The sequence below is a fragment of the Paenibacillus sp. FSL R10-2782 genome (genome assembly GCF_038592985.1).
GTDB classification, from domain to species: Bacteria; Bacillota; Bacilli; order Paenibacillales; family Paenibacillaceae; genus Paenibacillus; species Paenibacillus terrae_C.
Window position 1 is genome coordinate 2,693,960 of sequence record NZ_CP151951.1, and the last position, 13,069, is coordinate 2,707,028.

A 13,069-nucleotide genomic window follows, 5' to 3' on the forward strand; every position below is an offset into this window, starting at 1 on the left:
GGCATCAAACAGAATTGAATTGTCAGTTATAAAGGGGAGAGGAAGTGGGGGCATAATGGTTGCATCGATTACAGGAACACAAACGATGGTTGTCAGCCCTCATTATTTGGCAAGCGCGGCCGGATCGCGTATTTTGCAGCAGGGGGGTAACGCTTTTGATGCCGCCGTGGCGGTGAGCGCCTGTCTTGCCGTCGTATACCCACATATGACGGGACTGGGTGGCGATTCCTTCTGGCTGACCTATAGCAGCCAGGAGGGAAAAGTCAGGGCCTATAATGCGAGCGGCCGTTCGGGCAGCCGGGTTACAGCCGCCTGCTTTGCGGGCGAATCCGCCATCCCGCAGCGGGGACCTCGCAGCGTCATTGCCGTGCCGGGCATGGTGGACGGCTGGGATGCCGTACTGCGCGAATACGGCTCAAAGACGCTGGCAGAGGTGCTTGAGCCCGCGATCTACTATGCGCTGGAAGGCTTCCCGCTGTCGCCGAACCAGCATGTCAATACGGCCGAGCGCTTCGAGGTGCTGGAGGCTTATCCGCAGACGGCGGCAATCTATCTGCCCGGAGGGAAGGTCCCCGAGCAGGGTAGCCGCTTTGTGCAGGCTGCTTTGGGAGGCAGCCTGCAGCAGCTTGCGGATCACGGTCGGGACGTATTTTATTCAGGCAGTGTTGGTCAGGAGATTGTTCACTCACTTGCGGAGCAGGGCGGTCTACTGACGCTGGAGGATTTTGCGAGGCACAGAGGTGAATGGGTGGAGCCGATCAAAGGGAGTTACCGTGGTCTTGATCTTTACCAGGTTCCACCGAACTCACAGGGTTTTACCGGCATTATGGCGCTTCATATTCTCGAACAGTTTGATTTGGGCAATATAGAGCACGGTTCCTTTGATTACTATCACCTGCTTGTAGAGGCACTGAAGCTGAGCTTCCACGACCGCAACCGGTATTTGACAGACCCTCGATTTTCCTCCATCCCTCTGGACCGTCTGCTGTCCAAGTCCTACGCCGCGGATCTGGCAGCCTGCATCGATATGGGCCGCTCCCTACCGATGGATACCCAGCCAGTAGGCAATGATACGGCATACGCAGCGGTAGTAGACGAAGAGGGTAATGCCGTCTCCTTTATCCAGAGCCTGTATTTTGAATTTGGCTCGGCGGTGACAGGAGGAGATACCGGCATTCTGCTGCAGAACCGGGGTTCGTTCTTTTCCCTTGATCCGTCGCATGTGAATAGGCTTGAACCCGACAAGAGAACATTTCATACGCTGATGCCGGCGATGGTCTGTCGCAATGGGAAGCCGTATATTTTATATGGCACCCAGGGAGGGGAAGGTCAGCCGCAGACGCAGACCGCGCTGCTGACCCGCATGGTCGATTACGGCATGGACCCGCAGACCGCCGTGCATGAACCGCGCTGGGTGTGGGGCCGAACCTGGGGGGAAGAAACGCAAGAGCTGAGACTGGAAGGCCGGATCGCTAAAGAAGTGCAGCGTCGTTTGAAGTTGGCCGGGCACGCGGTAAAACCGGTTGAGGATTTTGCTGGAGCCATGGGGCACGCGCATGCCATTTTGATTGATGACAGTGGCTTACGGCTCGGCGGCACGGACCCCCGCTGCGATGGAGCGGCCATCGGCTGGTGATCCAGGAACGGGGCATGCCCTAACAGTACACATTAAAAACACCCTGATCGGGAAGGAAACTATTTTCTTTCCTTCATCAGGGTGTTTTTTGCTGGCTCTTTGTCCCCGCCCGGATATGTTGCAGTTAACTTGAAATAAGCTCGTACAAGTCGCCCTGTAATTGGAGATTTCCGGGCTTGCCCCCTTGAAGACTGCTTTCGTGCGATACACTCCAGGCATGCGCTCGTCCGGAAACCAGGGCGGCTGTTGACTGACGACGATAAACACGCCCTGCCATAGTTCGAGCCAGAACAAGTGGCCATGCCAAGCGGGCAATGGACCTTGCTCGTGGCGTGTGGACACTGAAACTTCAAATGTCCGTTCTCCAGACCCAATAGGTCATGGCAAATCCCATCGAACAGCGTGGTGTGCCTTTGCTGGTCATCCCTTCAGGACGCACCTTCTCGTTACGAAGATTAAGCCGAACTTTCATCTTATTCATCTGTTGCCTGATCTTCAATCTGTTTTTTTCGGAGATGGTGTTACTCCAGGAAGTTCGCGTCTTATAGGCAAGCTCATTCTCGATCATATAGGAATACGGTATTAGCTCTTTCAAGTCGTCCTGCAATAACGCTCGCAACTTCGCAGTTGATAGCACCCTACGAACTGGGGGCATGTGCTATACTTTGAAGATTTTTTTGGACAACATGGATTATGTATTTCCATTTTAAACCACAAAGAAACTAAACATTTTACAGTATAAACTTAAATTTTTGCAGGTTAAATATGAAGGAAGCTATGATAAAATCACTTTTGTAATCGCTTACAAAAAATCATTGTAAAGAAATGCTGTTTTAGGTCTGCTACGGGCTGCACGGCATCCTAGTAAGGCTTAATGCAAATTAACCAAAGAGGAGGAATGTCTAATGAAACAAAAAAGAATGAGGTTATTTTAGTAATTTTAATTTGTTTTTCGCATACAGGACCAGTAGGAACCGCCAGTAAACTACAGTGCTGACTACCAGCCAGATGCAATTCATATTTATGTGTCTATGGGTGGATGGTTGACCCACTAGTAGAATTTCACATCGTCAACAGATGGGGCAACTGGCGTTCGCCAGTAGTGGGAGTGCAAATTTGATTAGTAATACACTTACGATCGGCGGAGGCGGTGGTACGAATCCAACTCATCCAAGCACAGGTACGAAAATGGAAGCCGAGAGTATGACCAAGGGCGGTCAGTACACCACGAATATCAGCTCGCCGTTCTCAGGAGTCGCTTTATACGCCAACAAGATTCGGTAAAATACACGGAGTATTTCGAAAGTGGTACCCATAATTTCTCACTCCGTGGTGCTTCGAATAAATCCAATTTGTAAGGAGGTAGAACCATGTTTAAAGTTAAAACAGGAAAATGGGTGGCGATCGGGTCGCTCATCGTGTCTGTGTTCATGGGCTCGCTGGTGATGTCCGACGACGAGGCCCTTGCGGCTGATTGTTCGAACGGCTATGTAGCATTAACCTTCGACGATGGTCCTAATCCCAACACCACAACAACACTGCTTAACGCACTGAAGCAAAACGGCTTGCGCGCGACGTTCTTCAACATTGGACAGAATTCGCAGAATTACCCTTCACTCGTACGCGACCAGCAGGGAGCAGGCATGTGGATCGGCAACCATTCATGGTCGCATCCATATATGACACAACTGAGTACCTCACAAATGTCATCGGAAATTACACGCACGCAACAAACGCTGAAGTCCATTACCGGCACGGCACCGAAGTTGTTCCGTCCGCCGTACGGCGATACCAACGCGACTTTGAAGTCAATCGAGACCCAAAACGGTCTTACCGAAGTGCTGTGGAACGTTGACTCCCAAGACTGGAACGGCGCCACCACCGCCCAGATCGTAGCCGCCGTGGGCAAGATGAAAAACGGCGACGTGATCCTGATGCATGACCAATATCAGACTACGCTCCAAGCGGTTCCGCAGATTGCTCAGAACCTCAAGAACCGGAACCTATGCTCTGGCATGATCTCGCCGAGCACCGGCCGGGCGGTCGCACCTGACGGTGGAAGCACTGGAAGTGGGCCAAGCACAGGTACGAAAATGGAAGCCGAGAATATGGCCAAAAGCGGTCAGTACACCACGAATATCAGCTCGCCGTTCTCAGGAGTTGCTTTATACGCCAACAATGATTCGTTGAAATACACGCAGTATTTCGAAAACGGTACCCATAATTTCTCACTCCGTGGTGCTTCGAATAACTCCAACATGGCCAGAGTTGACTTAAAAATCGGTGGACAGACAAAGGGAACCTTCTACTTCGGTGGGAGCAGTCCTGCGGTCTACACCTTAAACAATGTCAGCCATGGAACCGGAAATCAAGAGATAGAGCTCGTTGTAACAGCCGATGACGGGACATGGGATGCTTACATTGACTATTTAGAGATCAACTGAAAACCCCGAAGCGGTAAATAATCCTTTCAAACAAAAAAAGGTGGAACTTTTCTATTCAAGAAAAATTCCACCTTGCTGTTCCAATCTATTTTTCAGGAGCTTCCTCGTCTGTTTCTTCACTTTCACAATTCAACTGCCACTCTATTCCGAATTTGTCTTTAAGACTACCATAGCATTTACTCCAAAATGTTTCTTGAAGCTCCATGCCTACTTCTCCACCTTCTTTCAGTTTATCAAATAGTGATTTAATTTTATCCATGTCCTTATTGACGAAGGAGAGGCTTATATTGTTTCCGACAACAAAAGGCATGCCAGGAAAAACATCAGAAAACATAACATTACTCCCATCGATATCAAGGCGTGTATGCATGACTAAATCTTTTGCTTCTTCTGGCAGCTGATATTCAGGGTTAGGCGGCGTTTGAGCAAAGGTCATGATTTCTGGTTTGTCCGTTTCAAATACTTCTGCGTAAAATTCCGCTGCTTCACGGCAGTTCCCATTAAAATTAAGGTAAACATCAATGGACATGCGATTCACTCCTTCGGGTTAATGAGTTGAACAGACTGTGGCTTTAACATTTATTATTTACCTGTACATAAACAAAAATACTAACGTCGAAGGACAGTTCATCGGCATAAACAAAACAAGCTGTCCTTAAAAGGCGGCCTGCTTTGTTCTGTTTTTCATTCAAATGTTGAGCAAACTTATGCAAGAAACGGCAGATATGTTTATTGGATGATCAAAAACAGGACATATGTATTTTGTGATACAAAAAAGTATCAAGATTTAAAGAAAAGGTTGACAAGAAGCAAGGAGAAATTTACTATTTTATAGTAACGATAATGATTATCAATATCACTAATTTTAAGTAACGTTGCAATGACTATATTACTAAAGGGGTTTTAAAGAATGAATAGCAAGATGAACAAGAGGCTTTACATATTGTTATGTGTATTTACTGTTTCGATCTTGGTTCTTTCGGGCTGCGGCAACGCTGGAGGTACCTCCGAGTCCTCTACCAAGCAGTCTGCGACCGACACGAAAAAGGAGGCAAGCACGGACTCTGGTCCCCGTACCGTATCCACAGTCATGGGGGATGTTGAGGTTCCTGCCAATCCTCAACGTGTGGTGGTCAACTGGTATATTGGGGATGTATTTACATTGGGAATGACACCAGTTGCGGTATCAGGCTGGTCGCAAAAAACCATGCCTTTTTTCGATAAGCTAAATGGAGTTCCAAATATTGAAAAGTGGGAATCCGAGGAAATTATGAAGTATGATCCTGACTTGATCATTACATATGACACAAAGGATTATGACAAGCTGTCCAAAATTGCGCCTGTCTTGGTGATGCCTGACAATAAAATGACAACACTTGAGCGGGTTAAATTCTTAGGACAGGCCACGGGTCATGAAGCAGAAGCTGACAAGGCGATTGCTACCTTTGAAAGCAAGCTCAATGACGCTAAGGAAAAATTAAAATCCGACATTTTCAAAGACAAAACCTTTAGTATATTCGAGGATTGGGGTAGCGACTCCTACGGAGTATATTATGAAACAGGCTCACGCGGCGGAACGTTGCTGTATAACTATATCGGACTTCACAAACCGGAAAAACTCGAAAAGTTAGTTAAAGATTCAGGAGAGGGCAGAGGGTCTTTATCTTATGAGGTGGCTGCTGAATATTTTGGCGACTATGTCCTCTGGTTCAAGCAGGAGGGTAAGGAATCTCAGTTTGCCAAAACGAAAATATGGAGCAGTATCCCGGCCGTGAAAAATGGGAATATCATCGAGATTCCAGCGGATTATGCAGGCCTGTTCTACTACTCTGACGTTTTGAGCATGACGGGGCAATTGGAATATATCACAAATAGATTGCTGGAAAAGACGAAGTAAGCAAAGCATATAATTGACCCATTAAGGATGTAATGTATGTCTACTCATAAAGAGCAAAACAAAAAAGGAACACTTCATTTTCTGGGATATATGATCTTGGGGCTGATCCTGCTGCTGCTTGTAACCGCAGCTTCTATAACATTTGGAGCCGCGGAAATGAGCTTGAAATTAGCATGGGGCGCTGTGTTTCAGTTTGATCCTGGTATTACAGAGCATCAAATTATTCACACTCTTCGTTTCCCGCGTACGGTTGCTGACATCATTGTAGGGTGCAGTCTGGCCGTTTGCGGGGCCATTATGCAGGGAACTACCCGTAACCCGCTGGCAGACTCCGGGCTCATTGGTATTAGCTCAGGATCGACATTTGCTATTGCATTATGTATGGCCTTTTTACCGGGTCGTACCTATGCAGAAACGATGGTGTATTCCTGTCTGGGTGCGGCAGTGACTACTGGAATTACGTATTACATTGCATCTATAGGTAAACGGGGGATGACCCCTCAGCGTCTGGTGTTAGCCGGAATGTCGATCTCCATGCTTTTTGGTGCGTTTAGTTCTTTTATTGCTATTAAATATAAGATCGGCCAAGCACTTGATTATTGGACGGCAGGTGGGACAGCCAGCGCCCAATGGAACGAATTGGCTATCATTGCACCCTTATTCATATTGGGCGTGATCTGTGCCATTATTCTTTCTCCCTCCATCACAATCTTAAGCTTCGGAGAGGATGTTGCATCAGGCTTGGGTATTCGTGCCAATAGAATCAAAGGCTTTTCGACCTTAATTGTCTTGGTGCTCACAGGGCTTTCTGTCATTGTGGTGGGTCCTATTGGTTTTGTGGGTCTGATTGTACCGCACATCATGCGTCATCTGATCGGAACGGATTATCGGTATATCATTCCTGCTTCAGCACTGTATGGTGGAGTTTTTTTAGTAGCAGCGGATTTGCTGGGAAGACTTATTAACCGTCCCCATGAAACACCGTTGGGTATTATCTTTGCATTGGTGGGTGTACCTTATTTTCTCTACCTTGTGCGTAAGCAAAGGAGGGAGTTTAGTTGAACCAGCCTCGCAATGCAACTGCCAGAAGTATAGGGATTATTGTATTGTTAGTTGTGCTGACGATCCTGGTGGCGATACTCAGTATGAATGTGGGCAAGATGAATCTGTCCCCTATGGAAGTATTCAAGGTTATCATCGGTGAAGGGACTCGCAAGCAGAATCTGATTGTGTTTGATTTTCGCCTGCCGCGTATCGTTCTAGGTATATTGGTCGGCATCGGTATGGCTATTTCGGGTTGTATTATGCAGAGCTTACTTAAAAACGACATGGCCAGTCCTGGTACGCTGGGAATCAGTTCTGGCTCCGGTTTGTTCGTACTTTTGTATGTTACTGTATTCGCCAGTGAGGGATTGTTTTCGCCTATCGTCCTGCCGGGACTGGCCTTTGCAGGGGGCATTGTAGCGGCAATCCTCATTTTCTTGTTCGCCTATAGGCGGAGGAAGGAAATTTCGCCGACCGGCTTGATTTTAACAGGCGTTGCTATGGGCAGTGGTTATTCCGCATTGTCATTGATGATTACACTGAAGCTAGATGAGAAGCAATATGATTTTGCTTTGCGTTGGCAGGCTGGAAATCTGTGGGGAGATGACTGGAGCTACATTATGGTACTGCTTCCTTGGGTACTCATCATTAGTTTTTACGTCTTTTATAAGTCGTACACTCTTAATGCGTTGAACCTGGGGAACCAGACGGCATCGGGACTGGGGGTAGCGATCAAAGGGGAATTTATTGGTCTTACTATTGCTGCGGTGGCGCTTGCTTCGGGTAGCGTAGCCCTTGGCGGGAACTTCTTTTTTGTAGGTATGGTTAGTCCACATCTGGCGCGCAAGCTGGTAGGGCCTAATCATAAGCTGCTGCTGCCTACAACAGCGTTGGTAGGAGCACTCGTTATCCTGATCGCGGATACGATCACCCGAACCATTAGTTTTGGTGTAGATATCCCGACAGGCATCATTATCACAATCCTGGTGACTCCTTATTTCCTCTATTTATTGTCGAAGGCCAACTGATTCATATATAGCCAAAAGGCGTTAACCGATGTGAGCTGTGAGCTTACTTCGGGTTAACGCCTTTTTAATTTGAATGATAAAATAGTGAACTTCATATGTTGTTATGACATATTTATGTGAGCATTTATTTTAAAAACAAGCAGGCATTATATCCGAAGTATGGTATGATAGCTTAGTTAAAACTGAACGACTACTATTGGAGTGATCATATGGGTGCAAAAAGCAAGGGCGGCGGAACCGGCAGAGGTACAGGTAGTAAGGGCTGGACACGCTGGAACAAAACAGCCAAGCCCACAAGGGTGAAAAGCGCTGCTACAGGCGCACCGGGAAGTAAACCCGCAGGCGGCGCAAAAGGTGGCAGCACCAAACCAAGTGGTAATAAAAGCGGCGGCAGAAGTAAGTAAGCTGGACAAGTATATCGTCGTTCAAAAAAGTGAACACCTGATTTGGCAAAAGCAATCAGGTGTTTTTAATTTGAAGCAAGCAGGTGAATAGTGCGAATCAATAAGTACATAAGCGAAACGGGGTTCTGCTCACGCCGGGAAACGAATAGATTGATTGCAGCCGGGCGAATTACGATTAATGGCACAGTTTGCGAAGCTGGAGCGAATGTAGAGCCGCAGGATTCCGTACTGATTGATGGGGAAACGATTCCGGTTAATAATAGCGAGCCTGTATATTTGGCCCTGAATAAGCCCATCGGCATTGTATGTACGGCGGCGGAACAGGTTGCTGGCAATATTATTAGTTATGTAAACTTCCCTTCACGGATTTTTGCCATTGGCAGGCTGGATAAGGCATCGGAGGGGTTGATTTTACTAACGAATGACGGAGATATCGTTAATAAGATGATGCGTTCTGAGCATGGTCATGAGAAAGAATATGTGGTGACCGTAGACAAACCTGTTACAGGCGAGTTTACGCAGGCCATGTCCCGCGGTGTTGAAATATTGAACGTCATCACCAAACCATGTGATGTTTACCAGCAAGGTGAATATGAGTTTCGCATTATTTTGACCCAGGGCCTGAACTTGCAAATTCGTAGGATGTGCAAGGCTCTGGGATACAGCGTGCTAAAATTGGAGCGTATTCGAATTATGAATATTACACTGGATCATCTGGAACGAGGGAAATGGAGACATCTGGATGGTGAAGAGCTAAAGGTGCTTCTTTCTACGTTGAGATAGCATGTTGATACCTACTGAAATTTGTACGTCATCTAACTACATTGATTTTGTAGGCTTAAAAGTATTGGGTATTTCTGGGGCTCTATCCTACGGGAGAGAGCTTTTTTTGGTTCTTTCTATTTAGTAAATAGTCTGTGCTTGTGTGATGGAAATTGACCAGTAGTCCTTCAATTATTCATAGCGAAATATTCGCTAGAAATCAATATTGATATTTCCAATAGGATATTCTTATTTTGGGGAATAAAAGGCACCTACGAATCCGAAATGTACAGAAAGCTTATATCAAGAAGGAGAAGATGAATATGAGTATCTTGGAGGATTTATATTACGGCGAATGGTATCCAAGTGAACGAATCAGGACGAAAAACCCTGAGCTTGAACTAACCCATCAGAAAATATCCGCTTCTATGGAAAATCTAAAAGCAAGATTACCAGAACACGACTATAAATTAATTGAGGAGTTATCGGATTTAAATGATGTTCTAATTTCTATATTATCTGCTTCTGATTATATTTCTGGGTACAAAACGGGAGCTTTGATGATGTTAGAAATATTTGATGGGAGAAATTATCGAAACTAAGGTATATCTTTGTAAAGTAAAAAGAAAGGCCGGACGCAATACCATACCGGAACGGGTAAAACGAATGAACTACACCGACCCCATAATTGGAGTCGGTTTTTACTTGCTGTTTGGACAACCGGCGCTGAAACCTTAACTCATAAACCTTGGCTAAGTCCTAATATCTGATCATTCACATTTACATTACTTAGTCCCCCGTGATAACAAACCACGGATGCAATGTCGAAATCTAAATACTTTTTCAATGAGAGACGAGCGGCATTCATATCCAGTGTGGTCGGGACATGAATGCCCCCGAGAATCCCGTTTACACTGTACATCGAATCCCCGGCAATGAGGGTCTTACTTTGTCTTAAATAAAGGCTGATATGACCAGGGGTATGCCCAGAAGTATGGATGATGCGAATCCTGCCGCAAAACGGCAGTTCCTGACCATCTATTAAGGTATCGTCCACTTTCCCCTTCGGGGGATTCTCAAGGTGATCATCTTTTAAAAGAGGGATCTCCCCCTGAATATACGGCTTATCCAGTTCGTGAGCATATACTTTAACATTATGGCCGCACTCCTGCAAAATCTCAGGAAGACTGCCTATATGATCCACGTCCTGATGCGTCAAAATCACAGCTTTTAGTTTGTTTAACGACACGCCTACCTTTTCTATGGCCACGCGTAAATCTTCAAATTGCCCTGGGAATCCGGTGTCTATTAAAACAGCCATTTCTTGATCCCACAAAAGAATGGGGTGAATAATATTCCCATGATAATCTAGATGAAGCATTTCTACTCCCTTTGAAATTTCCATAAGATCGAGCCTCCGTAAAATGAAATTTATACATACAGCATTGCATCATTCGATTCCTAAACCTTTTTTTTCACCTCACGTGATTTGCTCGACAACATAAGGAACATAAACGCTCATTTTTTAATACCCCCACTTTCCTGTTTTCAGTTGATTTCTCCTTGTAAACGTACTGAGAACGTAAAAAGATACGGAGGTTCTAATGGAAAAGCTAATCTATACAAATGAAAGACAATATAATCAACATTGAGAACTTGTAGGAATTACAGGCGGTCCTGAACGTTACTGTCTGTCGCTTACGAAATCCAATTGGGATGCGGAAGAACTGGCGCAGGACACTTGGGTAAAAGGATTAGTAAAGTTAAATAGCTTCGAGCATACCAATCCCAAAGCGCTTTTACTGTGGATTGCTAAGAACACCTGGATTGATGATATACGGAGAAAAGGGAACAAGCGAAAGTGAAGTGCACCCCTTAGAATAGACATTGGATAACCCCCCTGGTTTGTCCGATGAAATTCTAGGGGGTGTATTTTTATGGCGATTAAAGGACAGAGGTTTAAAACATACTCGGATGAGATCAAAAAAGAGGCCATTCGTTTACATGTGGAGGAAAGATGGACTTATCGGAAAATTACGGAGCATTTTGAGATTCAAGATCACGGGAGAGTGAAGAAATGGATGAAGAGATACCGAGAGCTAGGGGAATTTGGGCTACTGGATCAACGGGGGCGTCGTAAAGAATATATCGATCAGGATAGATATGTTCAAAAGCTCAAACGGGAAAATGAAATGCTAAAAAAGTGTTTGGAAATCTGGATGCAGGAGGTAAAACGCACAAATATAGCGTCATTGAGAGCGCCGCAAAGGATTATGCCGTTAGCGACCTCTGCAAACTCTTTGCTGTCTCCAGAAGTGGATATTACGCTTTCTTGAAACGTAAAGGAGTAGAACGGGACCAGGCCGCGAAAGAACTCATCCAAAAGGTGTATGAACGGTATAACGGAGTCTACGGTTATCGCCAAATTCAACTGTTCCTGCTACACGCCCATGGGGTTTGGATGAATCATAAGAAGGTACTCAGAATCATGCAGGATCTAGGAATTCGTTCGAGAATCCGCCGAAAGCATCGTTGTAATTATGTTTCTTCTGAAGGAGGTCGGGTGGCAAAAAAAATATTGAAACGGGATTTCAACGCGGATGCTCCCAACCCAAAATGGGTGACAGATATTACGCAATATCGTGTAGGCGAGAAGTGGCTCTATCTCTCAGCCGTGAAGGATTTGTTCAATAACGAAATTATCGCTTATCAAATGAGCACCAGGAACGACAATGAACTGGTTCTCCGAACCTTTCAGCAGGCGTGGACTCAGCAAAAAGACGTGACCGGACTGATCGTTCACAGCGATCAGGGATTCCAGTACACGTCCCATGCATACAAAGGTTGGCGCCCGAATCAGCATGTCTCGCCGAGGCAATTGTTATGACAATGCCTCCATGGAGAGCTTCTTCTCGCATCTCAAAACGGAAGGACTCTATCCTTATGATATCCGAAATATGGATGAGGCACAAAGGAAAATGGAAGATTAAATTCGATTTTATAACCAACATCGGCCACAACGAAGGCTAAACAAACTGCCCCCGGTAGAGTACCGGAAGCGGCTTATAGTCTAGGGTCTTTTTTCAATGTCTATAGAATGGGGGCTTGACCAAAAGTAGCTATGCCGATAATGGACCTTTTTATTTTAACGATGCAAGTTCTTGTCCCGAGCTAAGTACATCGTTAGCCGTAAAGGACAAGAGCTTATATTCATTGCCGATGAGATAGTTACAGACTGCCGCTGCTTTTATTTGTGCTATCGCCTCCCATTAAAACTAGAACGTCGACACCGCAAATTTTCACTCCGTATTCATTTTAGTTCCAACTCCATAAACACATCGGCTCTTACATAGGACATGGACCCGAGCTTCTCAACGGGAACGTGCTTGAACCCAATCGATTCGTAAAGATGGACAGCGTTCGGTAGCTTGGTACTGCTGCCTAAAAAGAGAGAAGTTGCGCCAAGCTCGCGTGCGCGGTTAATAGCGGCATGGATGATTCTCCGTCCGTATCCGCTCCCCCGACACTCGGGTGTCACGCTCATCTTTGAGAGTTCGAACACGCCAGCTCCGGTCGACACGAGTGCAACGCATCCAACGATGGAATTGTCTGCGCGCGCGATGAGTACGTCTCCTCCTCTGTTCATGATGTTTCCCACTGGGTCATTGAGGATAACCCGGTCCGCCTCTTCGAAGGTGAAGATGCGGGCAATCCATTCCTCGTTAAGGGTTTTGAAGGCCCAAGCTTCTTCGGACGTCTGCATAGAAGTGATCGTGAGTACTGTTTCAAGCATGCTATCTCCTCCTCTTGTATGGTTTACTTCTACTGTAGAAAAAATCAAACAATTGATCAAT

Annotated in this window: 13 protein-coding genes and 3 pseudogenes; 12 read left to right on the forward strand and 4 right to left on the reverse strand. The window is 46.0% G+C overall.

What is annotated here, in order from left to right; translation table 11 throughout:
• The first annotated feature begins 55 nt into the window (after positions 1–55).
• A complete protein-coding gene (gene ggt / locus NST83_RS12195) occupies positions 56–1,636 on the forward strand; it encodes a gamma-glutamyltransferase (protein WP_342417937.1) in 1,581 nt (526 codons plus the stop codon).
• 272 nt (positions 1,637–1,908) lie between these two features.
• Here the strand turns inward: ggt and NST83_RS12200 are convergent.
• A pseudogene (locus NST83_RS12200) lies at positions 1,909–2,102 on the reverse strand (DDE transposase); the annotation flags it as partial.
• Positions 2,103–2,686: 584 nt separating this feature from the next.
• On the opposite strand from NST83_RS12200, the pseudogene NST83_RS12205 reads away from it, so the two are divergent.
• Positions 2,687–2,991: pseudogene (locus NST83_RS12205) on the forward strand (xylanase deacetylase); the annotation flags it as partial.
• 15 nt (positions 2,992–3,006) lie between these two features.
• The gene (locus NST83_RS12210; protein ID WP_342417778.1) at positions 3,007–4,080 is read left to right on the forward strand and encodes a polysaccharide deacetylase family protein; all 1,074 of its coding nucleotides are present in this window, start codon (positions 3,007–3,009) and stop codon (positions 4,078–4,080) included.
• An 85-nt stretch (positions 4,081–4,165) separates the two neighbouring features.
• Here NST83_RS12210 and NST83_RS12215 read toward each other — a convergent pair whose 3' ends face one another.
• A complete protein-coding gene (locus tag NST83_RS12215; RefSeq protein ID WP_342417779.1) occupies positions 4,166–4,609 on the reverse strand; it encodes a VOC family protein in 444 nt (147 codons plus the stop codon).
• Between the two features lie 381 nt (positions 4,610–4,990).
• Here NST83_RS12215 and NST83_RS12220 point away from each other — a divergent pair, with 381 nt between their 5' ends.
• The 6 genes from NST83_RS12220 (at position 4,991) to NST83_RS12245 (ending at position 9,817) form a co-directional block, all read left to right on the forward strand.
• Positions 4,991–5,977: an ABC transporter substrate-binding protein gene (locus NST83_RS12220; RefSeq protein ID WP_342417780.1), complete on the forward strand. Its 987-nt coding sequence runs from the start codon at positions 4,991–4,993 to the stop codon at positions 5,975–5,977.
• A 36-nt stretch (positions 5,978–6,013) separates the two neighbouring features.
• The gene (locus tag NST83_RS12225) at positions 6,014–7,039 is read left to right on the forward strand and encodes an iron ABC transporter permease (protein ID WP_342417781.1); all 1,026 of its coding nucleotides are present in this window, start codon (positions 6,014–6,016) and stop codon (positions 7,037–7,039) included.
• On the forward strand, positions 7,036–8,049 hold the full coding sequence (locus NST83_RS12230) for an iron ABC transporter permease (protein WP_342417782.1): 1,014 nt from the start codon (positions 7,036–7,038) through the stop codon (positions 8,047–8,049). Before NST83_RS12225 ends, NST83_RS12230 begins: the two co-directional genes overlap by 4 nt.
• Positions 8,050–8,258: 209 nt before the next feature.
• Entirely contained in the window at positions 8,259–8,453 is a 195-nt protein-coding gene (locus NST83_RS12235) for a DUF3934 family protein (RefSeq protein WP_342417783.1), read from the forward strand.
• A gap of 90 nt (positions 8,454–8,543) precedes the next feature.
• Positions 8,544–9,236, forward strand: coding sequence for a pseudouridine synthase (locus tag NST83_RS12240; protein WP_342417784.1), 693 nt, complete (start codon positions 8,544–8,546; stop codon positions 9,234–9,236).
• Between the two features lie 302 nt (positions 9,237–9,538).
• Positions 9,539–9,817, forward strand: coding sequence for a DUF6809 family protein (locus tag NST83_RS12245; RefSeq protein ID WP_137063106.1), 279 nt, complete (start codon positions 9,539–9,541; stop codon positions 9,815–9,817).
• Between the two features lie 137 nt (positions 9,818–9,954).
• Here the strand turns inward: NST83_RS12245 and NST83_RS12250 are convergent, their stop codons facing one another.
• Positions 9,955–10,620, reverse strand: coding sequence for an MBL fold metallo-hydrolase (locus NST83_RS12250; RefSeq protein ID WP_342417785.1), 666 nt, complete (start codon positions 10,618–10,620; stop codon positions 9,955–9,957).
• A gap of 221 nt (positions 10,621–10,841) precedes the next feature.
• Between NST83_RS12250 and NST83_RS12255 the strand changes: the two are divergent.
• The 3 genes and pseudogenes from NST83_RS12255 to NST83_RS12265 all read left to right on the forward strand — a co-directional run.
• Positions 10,842–11,062 (forward strand): annotated as a pseudogene (locus NST83_RS12255) (RNA polymerase sigma factor); the annotation flags it as partial.
• A 90-nt stretch (positions 11,063–11,152) separates the two neighbouring features.
• On the forward strand, positions 11,153–11,551 hold the full coding sequence (locus NST83_RS12260; protein ID WP_342417786.1) for a helix-turn-helix domain-containing protein: 399 nt from the start codon (positions 11,153–11,155) through the stop codon (positions 11,549–11,551).
• Positions 11,467–12,102, forward strand: a complete 636-nt coding sequence (locus tag NST83_RS12265) for an IS3 family transposase (RefSeq protein WP_342417938.1) — start codon at positions 11,467–11,469, stop codon at positions 12,100–12,102. Before NST83_RS12260 ends, NST83_RS12265 begins: the two co-directional genes overlap by 85 nt.
• 423 nt (positions 12,103–12,525) lie before the next feature.
• Here the strand turns inward: NST83_RS12265 and NST83_RS12270 are convergent, their stop codons facing one another.
• A complete protein-coding gene (locus tag NST83_RS12270; protein WP_342417787.1) occupies positions 12,526–13,008 on the reverse strand; it encodes a GNAT family N-acetyltransferase in 483 nt (160 codons plus the stop codon).
• Positions 13,009–13,069 lie beyond the last annotated feature (61 nt).

Excerpts from the sequence above, each read along its gene's own strand:
- ggt (WP_342417937.1), top strand. The coding sequence starts at position 56 with ATGGTTGCATCGATTACAGGAACACAAACGATGGTTGTCAGCCCTCAT.
- NST83_RS12210 (WP_342417778.1), top strand. The coding sequence starts at position 3,007 with ATGTTTAAAGTTAAAACAGGAAAATGGGTGGCGATCGGGTCGCTCATC.
- NST83_RS12215 (WP_342417779.1), bottom strand. The coding sequence starts at position 4,609 with ATGTCCATTGATGTTTACCTTAATTTTAATGGGAACTGCCGTGAAGCA.
- NST83_RS12220 (WP_342417780.1), top strand. The coding sequence starts at position 4,991 with ATGAATAGCAAGATGAACAAGAGGCTTTACATATTGTTATGTGTATTT.
- NST83_RS12225 (WP_342417781.1), top strand. The coding sequence starts at position 6,014 with ATGTCTACTCATAAAGAGCAAAACAAAAAAGGAACACTTCATTTTCTG.
- NST83_RS12235 (WP_342417783.1), top strand. The coding sequence starts at position 8,259 with ATGGGTGCAAAAAGCAAGGGCGGCGGAACCGGCAGAGGTACAGGTAGT.
- NST83_RS12245 (WP_137063106.1), top strand. The coding sequence starts at position 9,539 with ATGAGTATCTTGGAGGATTTATATTACGGCGAATGGTATCCAAGTGAA.
- NST83_RS12250 (WP_342417785.1), bottom strand. The coding sequence starts at position 10,620 with ATGGAAATTTCAAAGGGAGTAGAAATGCTTCATCTAGATTATCATGGG.
- NST83_RS12260 (WP_342417786.1), top strand. The coding sequence starts at position 11,153 with ATGGCGATTAAAGGACAGAGGTTTAAAACATACTCGGATGAGATCAAA.
- NST83_RS12270 (WP_342417787.1), bottom strand. The coding sequence starts at position 13,008 with ATGCTTGAAACAGTACTCACGATCACTTCTATGCAGACGTCCGAAGAA.